The organism is Devosia naphthalenivorans (assembly GCF_003056355.1).
Lineage (GTDB): Bacteria > Pseudomonadota > Alphaproteobacteria > Rhizobiales > Devosiaceae > Devosia > Devosia naphthalenivorans.
In genome coordinates this window covers 1-16,875 of record NZ_PYVW01000025.1, presented here as the reverse complement: position 1 = coordinate 16,875, position 16,875 = coordinate 1, and the positions used below count along the sequence as shown (strand labels likewise).

18 protein-coding genes and 1 tRNA gene are annotated in these 16,875 nt (G+C 62.4%); 8 read left to right on the top strand and 11 right to left on the bottom strand.

Annotated elements, in window-relative coordinates; translation table 11 throughout:
- Window positions 1-73: 73 nt before the first annotated feature.
- On the top strand, window positions 74-286 hold the full coding sequence (locus C8264_RS20660; RefSeq protein ID WP_108462873.1) for a DUF2188 domain-containing protein: 213 nt from the start codon (window positions 74-76) through the stop codon (window positions 284-286).
- 11 nt (window positions 287-297) lie between these two features.
- Here C8264_RS20660 and C8264_RS20655 read toward each other — a convergent pair.
- A tRNA-Arg gene (locus tag C8264_RS20655) sits at window positions 298-374 on the bottom strand.
- A gap of 176 nt (window positions 375-550) precedes the next feature.
- On the opposite strand from C8264_RS20655, the gene C8264_RS20650 reads away from it, so the two are divergent.
- Together C8264_RS20650 and C8264_RS20645 are read left to right on the top strand one after the other, a co-directional pair.
- Window positions 551-1,360, top strand: coding sequence for a thermonuclease family protein (locus C8264_RS20650; RefSeq protein WP_245893422.1), 810 nt, complete (start codon window positions 551-553; stop codon window positions 1,358-1,360).
- Between the two features lie 26 nt (window positions 1,361-1,386).
- Window positions 1,387-2,838, top strand: a complete 1,452-nt coding sequence (locus C8264_RS20645) for a M48 family metalloprotease (protein WP_162783815.1) — start codon at window positions 1,387-1,389, stop codon at window positions 2,836-2,838.
- A gap of 3 nt (window positions 2,839-2,841) precedes the next feature.
- Here C8264_RS20645 and C8264_RS20640 read toward each other — a convergent pair whose 3' ends face one another.
- The 5 genes from C8264_RS20640 to C8264_RS20620 form a co-directional block, all read right to left on the bottom strand.
- Window positions 2,842-3,033, bottom strand: coding sequence for a Flp family type IVb pilin (locus C8264_RS20640; protein ID WP_108462870.1), 192 nt, complete (start codon window positions 3,031-3,033; stop codon window positions 2,842-2,844).
- A 24-nt stretch (window positions 3,034-3,057) separates the two neighbouring features.
- Window positions 3,058-3,456: a (deoxy)nucleoside triphosphate pyrophosphohydrolase gene (locus C8264_RS20635; protein WP_108462869.1), complete on the bottom strand. Its 399-nt coding sequence runs from the start codon at window positions 3,454-3,456 to the stop codon at window positions 3,058-3,060.
- Window positions 3,453-4,202: a GNAT family N-acetyltransferase gene (locus C8264_RS20630; protein ID WP_108462868.1), complete on the bottom strand. Its 750-nt coding sequence runs from the start codon at window positions 4,200-4,202 to the stop codon at window positions 3,453-3,455. Before C8264_RS20630 ends, C8264_RS20635 begins: the two co-directional genes overlap by 4 nt.
- Window positions 4,202-5,437 (bottom strand): bifunctional glutamate N-acetyltransferase/amino-acid acetyltransferase ArgJ, encoded by a 1,236-nt coding sequence (gene argJ / locus C8264_RS20625; protein WP_108462867.1) that lies wholly within the window; start codon window positions 5,435-5,437, stop codon window positions 4,202-4,204. The genes C8264_RS20630 and argJ overlap by 1 nt, the downstream gene beginning before the upstream one ends.
- 109 nt (window positions 5,438-5,546) lie before the next feature.
- Window positions 5,547-6,536 (bottom strand): peptidylprolyl isomerase, encoded by a 990-nt coding sequence (locus C8264_RS20620; RefSeq protein WP_245893421.1) that lies wholly within the window; start codon window positions 6,534-6,536, stop codon window positions 5,547-5,549.
- Between the two features lie 372 nt (window positions 6,537-6,908).
- Here C8264_RS20620 and secA point away from each other — a divergent pair, with 372 nt between their 5' ends.
- Both secA and C8264_RS20610 read left to right on the top strand, forming a co-directional pair.
- Window positions 6,909-9,653 (top strand): preprotein translocase subunit SecA, encoded by a 2,745-nt coding sequence (secA, locus tag C8264_RS20615; protein ID WP_108462866.1) that lies wholly within the window; start codon window positions 6,909-6,911, stop codon window positions 9,651-9,653.
- A gap of 123 nt (window positions 9,654-9,776) precedes the next feature.
- A complete protein-coding gene (locus tag C8264_RS20610; protein WP_108462865.1) occupies window positions 9,777-10,388 on the top strand; it encodes a dihydrofolate reductase family protein in 612 nt (203 codons plus the stop codon).
- A 34-nt stretch (window positions 10,389-10,422) separates the two neighbouring features.
- Here the strand turns inward: C8264_RS20610 and C8264_RS20605 are convergent, their stop codons facing one another.
- The 5 genes from C8264_RS20605 to C8264_RS20585 all read right to left on the bottom strand — a co-directional run bounded on the left by C8264_RS20605 (window position 10,423) and on the right by C8264_RS20585 (window position 14,750).
- Complete coding sequence (locus C8264_RS20605; protein ID WP_108462864.1) at window positions 10,423-11,067, bottom strand: hypothetical protein; 645 nt, start codon at window positions 11,065-11,067, stop codon at window positions 10,423-10,425.
- Between the two features lie 81 nt (window positions 11,068-11,148).
- Complete coding sequence (locus tag C8264_RS20600; RefSeq protein WP_205245745.1) at window positions 11,149-12,087, bottom strand: L,D-transpeptidase family protein; 939 nt, start codon at window positions 12,085-12,087, stop codon at window positions 11,149-11,151.
- Between the two features lie 280 nt (window positions 12,088-12,367).
- On the bottom strand, window positions 12,368-13,321 hold the full coding sequence (locus C8264_RS20595) for an acetyl-CoA carboxylase carboxyltransferase subunit alpha (protein ID WP_108462863.1): 954 nt from the start codon (window positions 13,319-13,321) through the stop codon (window positions 12,368-12,370).
- A gap of 308 nt (window positions 13,322-13,629) precedes the next feature.
- Window positions 13,630-14,538 carry a site-specific tyrosine recombinase XerD gene (gene xerD / locus C8264_RS20590; RefSeq protein WP_108462862.1) on the bottom strand — a complete coding sequence of 303 codons (909 nt, stop codon included), beginning with the start codon at window positions 14,536-14,538 and terminating at the stop codon, window positions 13,630-13,632.
- On the bottom strand, window positions 14,535-14,750 hold the full coding sequence (locus tag C8264_RS20585; protein ID WP_108462861.1) for a hypothetical protein: 216 nt from the start codon (window positions 14,748-14,750) through the stop codon (window positions 14,535-14,537). Before C8264_RS20585 ends, xerD begins: the two co-directional genes overlap by 4 nt.
- Window positions 14,751-14,898: 148 nt before the next feature.
- On the opposite strand from C8264_RS20585, the gene C8264_RS20580 reads away from it, so the two are divergent.
- From C8264_RS20580 to C8264_RS23020, 3 genes are all read left to right on the top strand, one after another.
- A complete protein-coding gene (locus C8264_RS20580; protein ID WP_108462860.1) occupies window positions 14,899-15,483 on the top strand; it encodes a shikimate kinase in 585 nt (194 codons plus the stop codon).
- A 3-nt stretch (window positions 15,484-15,486) separates the two neighbouring features.
- On the top strand, window positions 15,487-16,596 hold the full coding sequence (aroB, locus tag C8264_RS20575; protein WP_108462859.1) for a 3-dehydroquinate synthase: 1,110 nt from the start codon (window positions 15,487-15,489) through the stop codon (window positions 16,594-16,596).
- Window positions 16,597-16,715: 119 nt separating this feature from the next.
- A partial coding sequence (locus tag C8264_RS23020) for a helix-turn-helix domain-containing protein (protein WP_162783666.1) occupies window positions 16,716-16,875 on the top strand: 160 nt, incomplete at its 3' end.

The following is a 16,875-nucleotide window of genomic DNA, read 5'->3' as shown; positions in this document are numbered from 1 at the left end:
CTTGAACAAGGCTGCAGAATGCCACGCAACCCGAAGATCAGCCGGATCATTATGGAAGCCAGGGAGACCCACCATGAGCACCAGTCACTACCTTGTTGCAGCGGCGGCGATAGCGGGATGGCAATTCAGCCACAAAGGCGAGATCACGGGACCGTTCGAGCGCAAAGAACAGGCCATCGAAGCCGCCATCACTGCTGCCGGAGCAACGCGTGACCCCGACGTGGAAGTGCTGGTGCAGGACAGGGATATGAAAGTGGAAACCGTCTGGCGACCGCAAAAACCCTGAACCGGGAAAAGTGGTGATCTCGACGGGATTCGAACCCATGACCCCCGGATTAGGAATCCGGTGCTCTATCCGGCTGAGCTACGAGACCACTCTTGCACGAGTTACCAGCAAGAACGCGATGGCACAAGGTTTCGGCGTGCATGGCTGCCGAAGCGGCGGCGTGTCTTCCTTGTTCGTCGAAGGCGTCCGACAAACACACGAAGCGTTCATCATTTTTTGCCGTATTTGAGTGCATGGTAAACAAACGCTTGCCCGGGGCCTGATTTGCTCAAGACCAGTATTGTTCATCTCGTTACGCTGGCGACACTGTCCGCCACAGCGTCTGCTGCCTTGGCATGCGAGCAATTGCGCATGGTGCCGGGCGGCGTTGTCGTGCAGGTAACCGATGGCGATACGGTGGTGCTTGATGACGGGCGCGTGGTGCGGCTGATCGGTACCCAGGCGCCCAAACTGCCATTGGGGCGCGAGGATTTCCCGGTTTGGCCGCTGGCGCCCGAAGCAAAGAAAGCACTTGAAGAGCTTGCTCTCAGCAAAACAGTGCAATTGGGTTACGGCGGCGAAGAAATCGACCGCTATGATCGGCAGCTTGCTCATGTGTTCGTGGACAATCCCGAAGGGCCGCTCTGGGCGCAACAGGCCATGGTCGCCAAGGGTTTGGCGCGGGTTTATTCCTTTCCCGACAACCGCAATTGCCTCGATCTGCTGTTTGCGGCTGAAGGCCGCGCGCGCCTGGCCGGGCTTGGAATTTGGCGCGATCCCTATTACAGCGTTCGGGCGGCGGATGCGCCGGGCGACCTCCTCGCTCGCGCCGGCCACTATGAGCTTGTTGAAGGCCGGGTCCTTCTCGCCGATCGCAGCGGCGGGCGGGTTTATCTGAATTTTGGCAGGTTCTGGAAGGAAGACTTTACGGCGGTGATCGAAGCCCCGGCGCTGCGCCTGTTTGCAGCCGACGAGGTCGACCCGAAGATGTTCGAGGGCGCGCTGGTCCGCGTTCGCGGATGGGTGGATGACCGGGATGGTCCGCGTATCGAAGTAACGCATCCCGAGCAGATCGAGGTTCTGGCAATACGATGAGCGGCACGGGGCATATCGCGAAGGGAATGCGGAACCTGGTTCTGGCCGTTTCGCTGCTGGCGCTATCCGCCTGCACGACCTTGACCAGCTCCAATATCGCGGTCAGCACGACAGGTGACAATCCTGCGCCGACCGTGGTGCCGGAGGGCACCGAGCCTGACGATGTGGTGATCGGGCGCCGCGAACATCCGCGCATCATCGCGGCTTATGGCGGGGTGTATTCCGACCGGGCCGCCGAAATCATGGTCGCGCGTATCGTGGGGCGCCTGCTGGCCGCGGCCGATCAGCCCAACGCGCAGTTCCAGGTGACAATTCTCGATAGCTCCGAGGTCAATGCCTTTGCGCTACCGGGCGGCTATATCTATGTGACGCGCGGCATTCTGGCATTGGCATCGGACACCAGCGAACTGGCGGCGGTGCTGGCGCACGAGATCGCTCACGTGACCCTGCGCCATGCCCGGGCCCGCACGGACCGAACGCGCACCACCGCGATCGTGGATCGGGTCATCACCGGCGTTTTCGGCGGCGATACTTCGACGGACGCGACGGTCAACCGCACCCGAGCCTCGATGGCCGCGTTTGGCCAGGCGCAGGAACTCGAAGCCGACCGCGAAGGCATCAAGTTCGCGGGCAAGGCCGGCTACGACCCACAGGCAGCCGCGCGCTTCCTGGGTGTGATGAGCCGGTTCGCAAGCTTCTCGGCGGGCGAGGGCAAGGCCGATGACGGGTTCCTGTCTTCGCATCCCTCGACGCCCGCGCGCATCCAGAAGGCCATGGACACGGCAACCACCATGTTCGGTCAGGCCCGTGTCGGCGAGACGGATCGTGCCGGCTACCTTGGTGCGATCGCCGGCCTGACCTTTGGCGACAGCCCCGCACAGGGATCGATCCTGGGGCAGCGCTTCGTGCATCCGGCCTCGAAATTCACCTTCACGGTGCCTGACGGCTATAAGCTGCAGAATTCCCAGAGCGCCGTGGTCGGTGTTGCCGGGGATGGGGAAGCGGTGCGCTTCGACAGCGCCGATGTGCAGGCCAATCTGGCGCTGACCGATTATCTGAAGTCCGGGTGGATAGCGGGCCTCAAGACAGACAGCGTCACGAGTCAGAGCTTTAATGGCATCGACATGGCGACCGGCCTGGCGCAGACCGATCAATGGTTTTTCCGGGTTGCGGTGATGCGGCTTGATGGACAGGTCTATCGGTTCATCTTTGCCGCCAAGGCGGACAGCCAGCGCTTCGCACAAGGGGCCGATGCGACGCTCAGGAGCTTCCGCCGCACGGAGGCCTCCGATCTGACGCAGGTCAGCAAGGTCGCGGTGCGGGTCGTCACGGCCAAGCCGGGCGATAGCGCCGATAGCCTCGCCCAGCAGATGCGCGGCCTCAAAGGCGGGCCGGATCTGTTCTACATCATCAACAATCTTTATCCCGGCGACCCGGTGGTTCCGGGTGAGAAGTACAAGGTCGTCGGATTGAGCTAGCGCTCAGGGAATCTTGGCGGTTTGGGTTGCCAGGACCTCGGCGGTGCCATTGTCAAAGAGGTTCAGTAGCGCATCGCCTACCAGAGTGAAGCTGCCCACGATGGCGAGGCACACCAACATGGCCACAAGGCCGTACTCTATGGCCGTGGCGCCGCTTTCATCACGGATGAATGCCCCGAGATAGGCCTTCAACATGCTCGCCCCCGCCTAGTGCCGTCGTTAGAGCAGATCGCAGAGTGCGGCGACCAAAGGCTCATCGGCCGGGGGCATGGGGTAGTCGCGCAGTGCCTGCGCCCGCACCCATTTGAGCGCAGTGTGCTCTTTGGGCTGCGGAGTTCCCTGCCATTTCCGGCACACGTAAAGTGGCATCAACAGGTGAAAATTCTCGTAAGAGTGCGAGGCAAATGAGACCGGTGCCAGGCACGCGGTCTTGGTCGAAACCCCCAGTTCTTCCTCGAGTTCGCGGATCAGCGCCGCCTCTGGCGATTCACCGGCTTCGAGCTTACCCCCGGGAAATTCCCATAGCCCGGCGAGCGACTTGCCTTCGGGGCGCTGAGCGATCAGCACCCGCCGGTCGGCGTCGACCAGGGCGCAGGCAACGACGAGCAGGATATTCACAGCGGCGCCCTTCGGTAGTGGTAGCCATAGGCATCGGCAAAGCCCAGCGAGCGATAGAGCCCCAGGGCCGCATCGTTGTCGGCGAGAACCTGGATGGCAGCGTTTGTTGCCTCCATTTGCGCAGTCCAATTCAGCGAGGCGTGCATCACCGCCCGGCCCAGGCCTTGCCCGCGCTTGGCGGCATCCACCACCACGTTGAGGAAGACCGCAGTGCCTTGGGCAACAATTGCGAGTGCAGCGCCTGCGGGCTGCTGGGCATCGTCATAAACGATCACCCCGCGTGCCGGCACTGTCAGCTGGTCGAGAATTTCGCCCAGGAGCGCAGAGGTTTCCGGCTGGTAGTCCGCCATTGCGCCCTGCAGAAGCCGCCATTCCGGATCGGCTGCCTCGAAATAGCGCGTTGTGGCAGGAACCGGCCGCTGCCGCGTGTCGAGCGGCATGCTGAGCACTTCGCTGGGCTCGTAATTGTCCCAGCCTTTTTCATCGAGCGCCGCGGAAATCGCCGGGCCGGCCAGTGGCGTGAGACGAAATACCGGGCGCAGGCCGCGCTGGCGATAGTGTTCGGCAAGCGCATCAATGCGTTCCGCGGCGTCGGTATCGTCGGCCGGATCAAAACAGTGGATGGAATTGGCCCGCTTGGTATAGCCGCGGGCAAATCGAGCGGACCAGGAGCGATCGCTGACCTCCTCCAGCGCCGGCCAGGCGAGAAGGGTGGCGTGTTCGATCTGTGTGGGGGTAAGGGGCATCAGCTGCGATAATCGCCATTGATGGCGATATAGCCATGGGTCAGGTCGCAGGTATAGACCGTTGCGCGGCCCTCACCGAGTCCGAGGCTGACGGTCAGCTCAAGGTCCTCGCCTTTCATATAGGCCGAGGTTGCGGCCTCGTCATAGCCGGGCGCGCGTTCGCCGTCCTTGGCAACCAACAGGTCACCGAAGCGGATGGCGAGCTTGTCGCGGTCGGCTGGTTCACCGGCCTTGCCAACGGCCATGACGACACGGCCCCAATTGGCGTCTTCGCCAGCAATGGCGGTTTTGACCAAGGGGCTATCGGCAATGGATTTGGCGATGTGGAACGCGCTCTGGTCGCTCGTGGCGCCTTCCACATGGACTGACACCTGCTTGGTCGCGCCCTCGCCGTCGCGCACCACCTGGATCGCCAGATCGAACAGCACATCCCTGAGCGCTTCGCCGAAGGTTGCGGCACGGGGATCGTCGAGGTCCGTCAGTGGCTCGACATTGGCCTTGCCGGTGGCAAAGGCCAGGAGCGTGTCGGAGGTGGAGGTGTCGCTATCGACGGTGATGGCATTGAAGCTGGTCTCCACGTGCTCGGCCAACAAGGCCTGCAGGATTGGGGCGGCAACCGGCATGTCGGTGACGACGAAGCTCAGCATCGTCGCCATGTCGGGGGCGATCATGCCGCTGCCCTTGGCGATGCCGTTGATCCTAACTTCCACGCCATCGATCTCGAGGATGGCGCCGCTGAGCTTGGGAAATGTGTCGGTGGTCATGATGGCCTTGGCGGGGTCCATCCACGAACCCGCATCAAGCCGGGTCGCCATGGTGTCGAGCACGCCGGCGAATTTGCTGGCATCAAGTGGTTCGCCAATGACACCGGTGGACGCGAGGAAAATCTCCGAAGTGCTGCAGCCCAATGCCTTGGCCGCATATTGTGCGGTCAGCGCTACGCTCTGCTTGCCCTTGGCGCCCGTAAAGGCATTGGCGTTACCTGAGTTGACCACGAGGCCACGCGCAAGCCCGCCATAGGGCAGATTGGCACGGCACCAGTCCACTGCGGCCGAGGAGCATTTCGACTTGGTCAAGACGCCCGCGACGGTGGTGCCCTCGTCGAACGCCATCAGCAGCACGTCGGTGCGGTTCTTGTACTTGATGCCCGCTTCGGCCGTCGCGAAGCGCACGCCGGCGATGGCTGGCAGGTCCGGATAGGATTTGGGCGCGAGGGGCGAAACCGGGGGGGACATGGGGGCAAGCCTTCAAGAAGAGCAATTTGGCTCTTCGTGTGCCCCAAACATCGGCGGTTCGCAAGACGGCTGAGGGGGATTGTCCTCTCCCTCAGCCCACTATGATTGTTTACTCGGCAGCGGGAGCGGCTTCTTCAGCTGGCGCTTCCGTTTCCGCCGGTGCTTCCGTTTCAGTCTGCTGCTGCACTGCAGCTGCGAGCGCTGCATCGGGGATGTCGATCTCGACGCCATCCATCAGCCTCGCGACGGTGTCGTCGAAGGTCTGCATCAGCAATTGCTGCTGCAACTGGGGAGCAACCTGCTCGAAAGCGGGGGCGGTAGACTGGCGCTTTTCTTCGAGCTTGATGACATGCCAGCCAAACTGGGACTGCACGGGGTCAGAAATCTGGCCGGTTTCCGTCAACGCATAGGCGGCCGCTTCAAACGGGGCAACCATCATGCCCTTGCCGAAAAAGCCGAGGTCGCCGCCATTGGCTGCGCCAGGATCGATGGATTTTTCCTTGGCGATCGTTGCAAAATCAGCGCCGCCATCAAGCTCGGTCTTTACCGCCTTGGCTTCATCTTCGGTGGGAACCAGGATGTGGCTGGCGCGGATTTCTTCGGCTGGCTCGAATTCGGCAACGAACTTGTCGTATTCGGCCCGCACGGCCTCTTCGGTCACGCCGTTGGCGATCGCTTCGGCGAAATAGGCGCGGCGCAGGGCGCGGTCTTCCAGATATTTGAGGCGCTGCTGAAACAGCGGGGTGTCGGCCATGCCGGCGTCACGGCCAGCGGTGGCCATCACCTTCATGTCGATCAGCACGCGCAGCAGGAACGCCTTGCGCTGCTCTGGCGGCATTTGGCTGAGTTCCTGGGTCAGGTCTTCGGCCGCAAAGCTGAGGTCAGCCTCGGTGATGGGCTCGCCGCCGACAGTCGCGACAACGGTTTCGGGTGTCGCGGCGGGCGCTGCTTCGGCTGGGGCTTCGGCGGCGGGAGCCTCGGTGGCCGGGGCGGCGGGCGCTGCATCTTGCGCATAGGCCGGGGCGATGGCCGTGGCGGCCAGCATCAGGGCCAGGACGCTGGCGCTGCGGGCGAGGCGCAGGGGGAATATATTGTTCAAGCTAGCTCTCCTTGGCCGGCGCTTGCAAAGGCGCTGCGGCTCTGGGGTGAACGGCAAACTGCGCGTCTGCCGCGATGTCGGCGCATGCCCTCACACGGCACTGGGGCCAAAATGTGCCACGCCGCGTTTCGTGAGCGCGGACCGGACACAGGACCCGTTTCGAGCCCGGTTTCCGGCAGGTGAGGCAGGTGTCGCCCATTTCGCTGGCGTTGACAATACAGGGGTGCGCTCTTACATCTCAGCCGCTTTTCCGTCACCCGGCGGGAACCAAGAAATTCGCAAGCCGGAAAGGCTTCTCGTCGCGCCGCCAGGCCAAGGAAATCACCAATCTTCCCTGACGTGCTGCAATGAACAATCAAAGGACCTCTTAATATGGCACTTGCTGCGCTCGCCCGGCGGATATTCGGCTCCCCGTCCGATCGGCACGTCAAGCGGTTTCAGCCAAGGGTCGCAGCGATCAATGCGCTGGAAGCCGAGCTCGAAAAGCTGAGCGATGACGCGTTGCGCGCCCGCACGGCCGAGTTCAAGGCTCAACTCGCCAATGGCGCCGATCTCGACGATTTGATCGTGCCGGCTTTTGCCACGGTACGCGAGGCCTCCAAGCGCGCGCTGGGCATGCGCCACTTCGACGTGCAGCTGATCGGCGGCATGGTGATGAACGAGCGCGGCATCGCCGAAATGCGCACCGGTGAAGGCAAGACGCTGGTGGCCACGCTGCCGATGTACCTCAATGCGCTGACCGGCAAGGGCGCGCATCTGGTCACGGTCAACGATTACCTCGTCAAGCGCGACGCCGCCTGGATGGGGCAGATCTACAATTTCCTTGGGCTCGAATGGGGCGTCATCGTCCACGGCATGAGCGATGCCGAGCGCAAGCAGGCTTATGCTGCCGACATCACCTATGGCACCAACAACGAGTTGGGCTTCGATTATCTGCGCGACAACATGAAATATACCCGCGAGCAGATGGTGCAGCGCGGCCATGAATTCGCGATCGTCGACGAGGTGGACTCGATCCTGATCGACGAGGCCCGCACGCCGCTGATCATCTCGGGTCCATCGGAAGACCGCTCCAACCTCTATACGACGATCGACGCGCTGATGCCGATCATCGAGGAGGATGATTACGAGCTCGATGAAAAGCAGCGCTCGGTGACCTTTACCGATAGCGGCATCGAAAAGCTCGAAGCCAAGCTGGCCGACGATGGCCTGCTGAAGTCTGCCTCCATGTATGACGTGGAAAACGTCGCCCTGGTGCACCACGCCAATTCCGCCCTGCGCGCGCACAAGCTGTTCCGCAAGGACAAGGACTATATCGTGCGCAACGATGAAGTCGTCATCATTGACGAGTTCTCCGGCCGCATGATGCCGGGCCGCCGCTATTCGGAAGGCCTGCACCAGGCCCTGGAAGCCAAGGAACACGTCAAGATCCAGCCGGAAAACCAGACACTGGCGTCCATCACCTTCCAGAACTATTTCCGTCTTTATAAAAAGCTCGCCGGCATGACCGGCACGGCGGCGACGGAAGCCGAGGAGTTCGCCGACATCTACAAGCTCGACGTGGTGACCATTCCCACCAACGTTCCGGTGCAGCGCAAGGATGACGACGACGCCATCTATCGCACCGCCGCCGAAAAATTCGACGCCATCGCGGATCTGATCAAGGAATGCCAGGAGCGCGGCCAGCCGGTGCTGGTGGGCACGACCTCTATCGAGAAGTCGGAAATGCTGGCCGATCTGCTGCGCAAGAAGAATGTCGGGCAGATGAACGTGCTGAACGCCCGTCACCACGAGCAGGAAGCCTTTATCGTGGCCGATGCGGGCCTTCCGGGCGCGATCACCATCGCGACCAACATGGCCGGCCGCGGTACCGACATCCAGCTTGGCGGCAACCTCGAAATGCGTATCCAGAAGGAGGCCGAAGGCCTTGAGGGCGCCGAACGCGAGGCCAAGATCGCCGAGATCAAGCGCACCATTGCAGAAGACAAGGCCAAGGCACTCGCTGCCGGCGGCCTGATGGTGATCGGCACCGAGCGGCACGAATCGCGTCGCATCGACAATCAGCTGCGTGGCCGTTCCGGACGCCAGGGCGACCCCGGCCATTCGGCGTTCTTCCTGAGCCTGCAAGACGATCTGATGCGCATCTTCCCGGTCGACAGCATGGATTCCATGCTGGGCAAGCTGGGCCTGGAGCAGGGCGAATCCATCACGCACCCTTGGGTGTCCAAGGCAATCGAGCGGGCGCAAGGCAAGGTCGAAGCGCGCAACTTCGATATCCGGAAGAACATCCTCAAATACGACGACGTGATGAACGATCAGCGCAAGGTGATCTTCGAGCAGCGTATCGAGTTGATGGATGCCGAAGATGTCAGCGACACCGTTGTCGAAATGCGGCACGACGTAGTCGACAACATCATCGAAAAGGCCATTCCGCCGCGCTCCTACCCTGAACAGTGGAAGATCGAGCAGCTCGAGGCCGCCGCCAAGACCTATCTCAATCTCGATGTGCCGGTGAAAGCCTGGGCCGAAGAGGAAGGCATTGACGTGGAGGTCGTGCGCGAGCGCATGATTGCGGCTGCCGATGAGGCCGCTGCCGCCAAGGAAGCGCGTACCATCACGGCGATGGAGGCGGCCGGTTCTCCCAACCCAACCGTCATGCGCCAGGTGGAAAAATCCATCCTGCTGCAGTCCATCGACGGGCTGTGGCGCGAACACCTGGTGACGCTGGATCACCTGTCCAAGGTCGTGGGCTGGCGTGGCATCGCCCAGCGTGATCCGCTGAACGAATACAAGCAGGAAGCCTATGAGCTGTTCCAGTCCTTGCTGGCCAATTTGCGCGAGCTGGTGACCACCCAGCTCAGCCATGTCGAGTTGCAGCCGCGCCCGATCGCTCCGCCTGTGCCGGACCTCTCGCGCCTGCGCGAAACTCACATCGATCCGCTGACCGGGGAAAATGACGCCGATGGCGGCGACACGATAGCGGACTCGCTGGGTGCGACGGGGAACGATCCTTCGCTCGCGCCAATCGATCCCAAGCTGCTGGAGGGGGTCGCTCGCAATGCCCCATGCCCCTGCGGCTCGGGCAAGAAATTCAAGCACTGCCACGGGCAGTTCTAGTTCAAGTTGAAAAAGGCCCGCAGCAATGCGGGCCTTTTTTGTTGCTGGCCGTCGAAATCCCGCGCTCCCGGTCGTTGTGTTGGTGAAGCGCCGCAATGGGCGCGGCAGGAACGGGAGAGCATCATGCGGAAAATCGTTGTCGGTGCGTTTGTCAGCCTCGATGGCATCATGCAGGGGCCGGGCGGCCCGGGTGAGGATCGTTCGGGCGGGTTCGAGCTTGGCGGCTGGACGGTGCCGTTTTTCGACGATCTGAGCGGGGCTGCCGTAGGCGAATTGCTGAGCCCGCCATACGATCTGCTGCTGGGTCGCAAGACCTATGACATCTTTGCCGGCTATTGGCCCAAGGCCGCCGAAAGCGGCGATCCGCTTGGCCAGCAGTTCAACGCCGTCACCAAATATGTGGCCAGCCGCAATCAGGACCTGAATTTGGCATGGCAGAACAGCCGCCAACTGGGAGCAGACCCGGTGGCGGAGCTGCGCCAGATCAAGCAGGAGGACGGGCCCAGGCTTGTCACGCAGGGCTCAACGGACTTCCTCAAGACCCTGTTTCAGGGCGATCTCGTGGACGAGATGACGCTCCTGATCTTTCCGGTGCTCCTGGGCCACGGCAAGAAGCTGTTTGGCGAAGGGCAGATGGCGTCGACGTTCAAGCTCATGGATACCAAGGCAAGCCCCAGCGGCGTCGTCATCAACCGCTACGAGCGCGCCGGCGAGGTCGTTACGGGCTCGTTCTAGGGCGCGGCGCGCCAAGGTCTGCGTGCTCCAATAATCAGCACGTTACCCGGACTTCGGCAAAGCCGCTGATCGAACCGCCGTCGGAGGGCACTACGGCGATCATGCACTGACTGGCTGGCAGGCCGACTGTGCCGCCCTGGGCGATCACCGTGCCGTCGGCAAGGGTGATGTAGCCATTGTCCACCGCGCCGATCTCCACCTTGGCGGGGGTGCCGCAGACCGGATAGACGTCGCCGGAGGCGACCATGAAGCGGGTGCCGGTGGGCAGGCAATCGCCGTCCGTGGGTGTCACCGCGACGTCCGATGAGCCGGACTGCTCCAGCGGCGGCAAGGTCGCTGGAGCGGCGGCGGACCCGGTGCGCCAGCTCTCTTCGAGCAGGCTCAGCCGGTTATTCAGATCGGTAAGCGCTTCGCCACCGGCAGAGGGGGATGTCACCTGCTGCTTGCCGAACAGTTCAAGACTAAGCTTGATCTGCGCGATATCGGTGGTGAGCCGGCCGATGTCCCGCCTTGTTTCGGTAAAGACCCATGCGGCGCTGGCAATTGCTGCAACACCCACCAGGCCGACGACGAAGCTCAGGATAGCGGTCGCAGGCAGGGGCCGCCGTTGTGGCGCCGGAGCCGGGCTGGCGGCCACCTCAGGGCGCGTTTCACTCTGGACAGTTGGCGCTTCTTCCAAAGTGGATATCTCCTGTGTCGAACGCCAACCCCTTCGGGCCTAAATGCGGCTGTCCTATGGTGCTGGAGCTATCCTTGGCCCCTAGAGCAGCCAGCGCGCACGCGGATTGGGGGCAGGAGCCGTCTTGCCGCTCATGACCGGCGTCACGGTGGGCTGGCCCATGCCCAGGACCGACCCTATGCCGCCGAACACATTGCCCACGGCGCCGCCTATGGCTTCGCCGCGCGCTTTGATGGCCGCTTCCTCGCTGGCCCTTCGTTCGGCGGCGGTTAATTGGCCGGCAATTGCCTTCTCATCGGCCTGCTGCTTGGCGACCAATAGGGGGTTCTGCGCCATGACGGGGCAGGGCCCCATGGCGTCAAGAATGCCATTGCCGGGGGCGTTGAACACATATTGACGTTCGCACACGTCCCAGACGGGTGGGCGCTTGGTCAATTCGAACAGGTCATGGCCCTCCTTGATGTCCTTCCAGAACGGGAGATGCTCGCTTTTGGCCTGAGCAGCCAAATTGGCGGCGGTCATCTTGAAGGGGAAAATCTGCAGCTGGAAGCTGGAATTGCCGCCCTTGAAGCTTTCGCGGGCGAGGGCATAGATCTCGGCGATGCCGCCATCGGTCATGGCGTAGCAGCCGCTGGAGGAGCAATCGCCATGCACCATCAAATCGGTGCCGGTGCGGCCCCAGGAGCGATCGAACTTGTTGGGAAAGCCGGTGTTGAAGGCCAGGTAGTAGCTGGACCGGGGGTTCATCAGGCCGGGCGTGATCGTATAGAAGCCTTCGGGGCTCTGGCGGTCGCCTTCCTTGATCTTGGGCCCGAGATTGCCCGAAAAGGCGCAGATTTCGTAGGTCTTGAACATGCGGAAGTCGCCCGCGGTGGTGCGCTTCCAGACCTCGAGCGTCTTTTCCTGCTTGAAGATGCGGATCAGCATGGCCTCGCCCGGCGAGGAGCCCATGGCTTTCAGCGCCGCGACGACGCTGCTTTGCAGCGGCTGATTATGCCGGTTGTCATTGCTCTTGGACAAGAAACCGCCGCAGGCAGCAAGGCCAAAGGCTACCCACAACAGGATGAGGGCCGAACAGAATTTACGCAGAGATGTGGGGATCACGATCGGCAGCCCAGAAGCGAAATGGTCCCGGACCCATTAGGGGGCCAGTGGTTACCACAGCATGAGAAATGCTGGTGAATGAACCGTTACCACGGCGCAATTCAGTGCGGAAGCGGGTGTGAAATCACGCAAGCGTGCGCGAGCATGCCGCGGTTTTGCATGCGGCATGCTTCGGATTTTCTCGGATTTTGTAGCGCTAAAGCGTCGAACCGATTGCCAGGAACTTCTCGCGGCGATGCTCGCGGACTTCCAGACGCCCCTTGCCGGCAAAATCGGCGAGGAAACTGCTGATGGCGTCGCGAGTCGAGGCGAGGACTGTCTCGGGGTGGCGATGGGCGCCACCGGTAGGTTCGGGAATGACGCCGTCGATCACGCCGAAGCCGAGCAGGTCGGCGGAGGTGATCTTCATGTTGGTGGCAGCGTCTTGCGCCTTGGCGGCGTCGCGCCACAGGATGGTCGCGCCGCCTTCGGGCGAGATTACCGAATAGATGGCATGTTCGAGCATCAGCACGCGGTTGGCGGTGGCAATGGCAATCGCACCGCCTGAGCCGCCTTCGCCGATGACGATGGCGATGTTGGGCACGCCCAGCTCAAGCGACTTCTCGGTGGAGCGGGCAATGGCTTCGGCCTGGCCGCGCTCTTCGGCGCCGATGCCGGGATAGGCCCCGGCGGTATCAACGAAGGAGATCACCGGAATGTTGAACCGGTCAGCCATTTCCATGATGCGGACGGCCTTGCGATAGCCTTCGGGACGAGCCATGCCGAAATTGTGCTTGAGGCGCGTTTCGGTGGAATTGCCCTTTTCCTGGCCCAGGATCGCAACCGGCTGGCCGTTGAACCGGCCAAAGCCTGCCTGGATGGCGGCATCTTCGGAAAACTTGCGGTCACCGGCGAGCGGTTGCCATTCGGTGATGAGGCTCTTGATGTAGTCGGACAGATGCGGGCGCTGCGGGTGGCGCGCAACCTGCGTCTTCTGCCAGGGGGTGAGGCGCTTGTAGATCTCGACCAGCGCCTCTTCAGCGCGGCTCGACAGGCGGTTCACCTCTTCGTCGATGCTGACGGCCTGGTCTGCCGCGGCCATGGCCTTGAGTTCGGCGATCTTGCCCTCAAGATCGGCTACCGGCTTTTCGAAATCGAGATAAGACTGCATCCCACCCGCCCGTTAGGGGTCTAATATGTTTGCGACCCGTGGATATGGCCGCTGCTGTTGCGCCCTAAAGTGGCCGGAAAGTGACGATGGAGCAACGCCAAGTCAAGACTTGGGCTGCGTTGTGCCCAAATTGGATGCGTTGAGTTTAAGAATTACGGGTGTGACGGGGCATACGGTCGATGTCCCTGAAGACCTCATGGTGAGCTTGTCGAACCACGAGGTCGAGCGAGTGGAGGGTTGGTGCCACGACCTCGTCCTTCGACAGGCTCAGGATGAGGTCTACTGAGTAGGCGTGCGCAAGAGGGGGTCTATCCCTGCGTCAGCGGGTGATGGGTTTCGACCAGGTCGCGCAGTTTTTCGTCCAGGACGTGAGTGTAGATCTGGGTTGTGGAAATGTCGGCGTGGCCGAGCAGCATCTGCACGACACGCAAATCGGCGCCGCCGGCGAGAAGGTGGCTGGCGAAGGCGTGGCGAAGGACGTGGGGGGCTACGCGGGCGGTCGAGATGCCGGCGCGGGCGGCTAGGCCCTTGAGGTCGCGGGCAAAGACCTGGCGCGACAAATAGCCTTCGGCGCCGGCGGCGGAAAACAGGAAAGGGCCGGGCTCAAGCGTTGCGAGATAGGTCTTGATGGCGTCGCGCGCGCGGTCGTTGAGCGGCACGACGCGCTCCTTGTTGCCCTTGCCGGTGACGGTGATGAAGCTGGTGTCGCGCATCACAGCCTGGCGGCGCAGGCTGACCAGTTCGGAGACGCGCAGGCCGGTGGCATAAAGCAGCTCCAGTAGAACATAGAGCCGCAGCGAGGCCGCGTGGTGCTCGGGGTCGGGGGCCGCATTGACTTCGGCTTCGGCCGTGGCTAGCAGCTTGTCGACTTCGGCGATGGACAAAACCTTGGGAAGCGCGCGCCGCGCCTTGGGGCTGGCGACGATACGCGTTGGATCATCGGCCCGAATGCCATCGGCGCACAAAAAGCGGTGGAACTGCCGGATGGCGGAGAGGCGGCGGGCGCTCGATGAGGCGGAAAGCCCGTCGCGGCGCAACTGGTCGAGATAGGCGTTGACGGTTTCGCGCGGGCAATCGAGCAGGGTCTGCTTCCTGCCGGCGACGAAGCCGGAATAATCGCTGAGATCGCGGCGATAGGCGTCGATGGTGTTCCTGGCGGCGCCGCGTTCGGCACTAATCATCTCGAGGAACGTGCCGATCAGATGGCTGCCGCTCATGGCGTTGCGGGTGCCGCTTCGTCAGCCGGCGCAGGCGCCGGGGCACGGCCGGGCAGGGTTGGCTCGCCGCCGCCCAGAAGGTCACGCGAGGGAATGCGGATGGTGACTTCCTTGGGCTCGGGCTTGACGAAAGTGACCAGCGCGAACATGCCCGCATAGACGAGGCCCGCAAGAAACAACAGCATGATGACGAGACGGATCAGGGTGGGCATGACGGTCCGGCAAAGTGATTTCGTGACAGCTTGTCAGCAAATAGTTTCGGTTTGGTAGGCATAACGCATTGCGACAGGTTTGGCGCCCAAGTTCTTGACAGTGCCGTCAGGTGCAGGTTGATAGCGGCATCATCAGGGGAGCGCATTGGTGAACCGACCCGACGCGGCAACGCGACAGGCCCGCGCCGAAGAACTTGTCGAACGTTTGGGCGGCAAGCCGATCGTGCTGGTCGGCATGATGGGCGCCGGCAAGACAACCGTTGGTCGGCGCGTCGCCGCACGGCTGAACCGCAATTTTCTCGATAGCGACGAGGAAATCGAAAAAGCCGCGCAGATGACCATTCCGGAAATTTTCGATCAGCGGGGCGAGCCAGAATTTCGCGCCGGGGAAACCCGTGTAATCGCCCGCGTGCTTAAGGATGCCGATATCATCCTGGCCACTGGCGGCGGGGCTTTCGTCAATTCCGAGACGCGCGCCCTGGTCAAGGCGGAGGCGATTTCAGTCTGGCTCAAGGCCAATGCCGATGTGCTGTTCGAGCGCGTTTCCCGCCGCTCCAACCGCCCCCTGCTCAAGACGCCCAATCCGCGCGCCACGCTCGAAAAACTGATTGAGGAGCGCTACCCGATCTATGCCGACGCCGACATCACCGTGCCCAGCCGCGAAGTGCCGCAGGATGTCGTGGCGCAGGATGTGATCGACGCGGTACTCGCCTATCTCAAGCGCCAGGATTGAACGATGGCTTCCATTGCCCACAAAGTACACGTCGCCCTTGGCGAGCGCGCCTATGACATTTTGATCGGCGATACGCTGCTCGATGAGGCCGGGGCCATTCTGGCGGAGCGTTTTCCGGGCCGGCGCTATGGCATCATCACTGATGAGAACGTGGCCCAGGCGCAATTGCCGAGGCTTTTGGCGTCGCTGGACGGGGCGGGGCTCAAGCACAGTGAAATCGTGCTGCCCGCCGGGGAAAGCACCAAGAACTGGGCCTTTGTCGGGCAGGCCGTCGAGGGCATTCTTGCGGCCAGGCTCGAGCGCGGCGATCTGGTGATTGCGCTGGGTGGCGGGGTTATCGGGGATCTTGCGGGCTTTGCCGCCTCGATCGCGCGGCGCGGCATGGATTTTGTGCAGATGCCGACATCGCTGCTGGCGCAGGTCGATAGTTCGGTTGGCGGCAAGACCGGCATCAATTCGCCGCATGGCAAGAATTTGATCGGCGCCTTCCATCAGCCAAAGCTGGTGCTGGCGGATCTTTCCACCCTCAACACCCTGGCGCCGCGACAGTTCGCTGCCGGCTATGCCGAGGTGGTCAAATACGGGTTGATCGACGACGAAGAGTTTTTCTTCTGGCTCGAAGCCAATCAGGCCGAAATCTTTGCCGGTGGGCCTGCCCGGGGCGAGGCTATTGCGCGCTGCTGTGCCCACAAGGCGCGGGTGGTGATCGAGGACGAAAAAGAACTCGGGGTCCGGGCGCTGCTGAATTTGGGGCATACCTTCGGGCATGCGCTGGAAAAGGACACCGGCTATTCGGACCGGCTGTTGCATGGGGAAGGGGTCAGCATCGGCATGGTGCTGGCGCATGAGTTCTCGGCACGGCTGGGCCTTGCGCCATCACAAGATACGGGCCGCATCGTCGGCCACTTGAAGAAAGCGGGCCTGCCCACCAAATTGAGTGACATCCCCGGAACACTTGGTTCAACGCAAACCCTGATGACTGCCATTGCGCAGGACAAGAAGGTTTCGCGCGGTGCCCTGACGTTTATTCTGACGCGGGGAATTGGGCGGGCCTTTATCGAGAGGAATGTGGACCCGCAGGTGGTTTCGGGGTTTTTGGATGAGATGCGGTAAGCATCCCCACGGCGTCATTCCCGCGAAAGCGGGAAGCTCGGTTTTTAACCCAGGGCTGCCGAAACGGAGGTTCCCTCGACTCACGCCACAAGTGCAACACCTGCTATGGTGTTGGTGCGATGGGAACTTTGTATGAGCAGTTGAGCCTGCGGGAGCGGGTTGAGATCGACATTGGGCGGCGCAAGGGGCTCTCGATGCAGGCGATCGGCCAGATGCTGGGGCGTTCGGCCTCAACCATCAGCCGTGAGTTGGGACGCAATGGCAGCCCCACCAGGCATT

What these genes read in the sequence shown, in the direction of transcription:
- C8264_RS20660 (WP_108462873.1), top strand. Translation starts at nt 74, where the DNA reads ATGAGCACCAGTCACTACCTTGTTGCAGCGGCGGCGATAGCGGGATGG.
- C8264_RS20645 (WP_162783815.1), top strand. Translation starts at nt 1,387, where the DNA reads ATGCGGAACCTGGTTCTGGCCGTTTCGCTGCTGGCGCTATCCGCCTGC.
- C8264_RS20640 (WP_108462870.1), bottom strand. Translation starts at nt 3,033, where the DNA reads ATGTTGAAGGCCTATCTCGGGGCATTCATCCGTGATGAAAGCGGCGCC.
- C8264_RS20630 (WP_108462868.1), bottom strand. Translation starts at nt 4,202, where the DNA reads ATGCCCCTTACCCCCACACAGATCGAACACGCCACCCTTCTCGCCTGG.
- argJ (WP_108462867.1), bottom strand. Translation starts at nt 5,437, where the DNA reads ATGTCCCCCCCGGTTTCGCCCCTCGCGCCCAAATCCTATCCGGACCTG.
- secA (WP_108462866.1), top strand. Translation starts at nt 6,909, where the DNA reads ATGGCACTTGCTGCGCTCGCCCGGCGGATATTCGGCTCCCCGTCCGAT.
- C8264_RS20610 (WP_108462865.1), top strand. Translation starts at nt 9,777, where the DNA reads ATGCGGAAAATCGTTGTCGGTGCGTTTGTCAGCCTCGATGGCATCATG.
- C8264_RS20595 (WP_108462863.1), bottom strand. Translation starts at nt 13,321, where the DNA reads ATGCAGTCTTATCTCGATTTCGAAAAGCCGGTAGCCGATCTTGAGGGC.
- xerD (WP_108462862.1), bottom strand. Translation starts at nt 14,538, where the DNA reads ATGAGCGGCAGCCATCTGATCGGCACGTTCCTCGAGATGATTAGTGCC.
- C8264_RS20585 (WP_108462861.1), bottom strand. Translation starts at nt 14,750, where the DNA reads ATGCCCACCCTGATCCGTCTCGTCATCATGCTGTTGTTTCTTGCGGGC.
- aroB (WP_108462859.1), top strand. Translation starts at nt 15,487, where the DNA reads ATGGCTTCCATTGCCCACAAAGTACACGTCGCCCTTGGCGAGCGCGCC.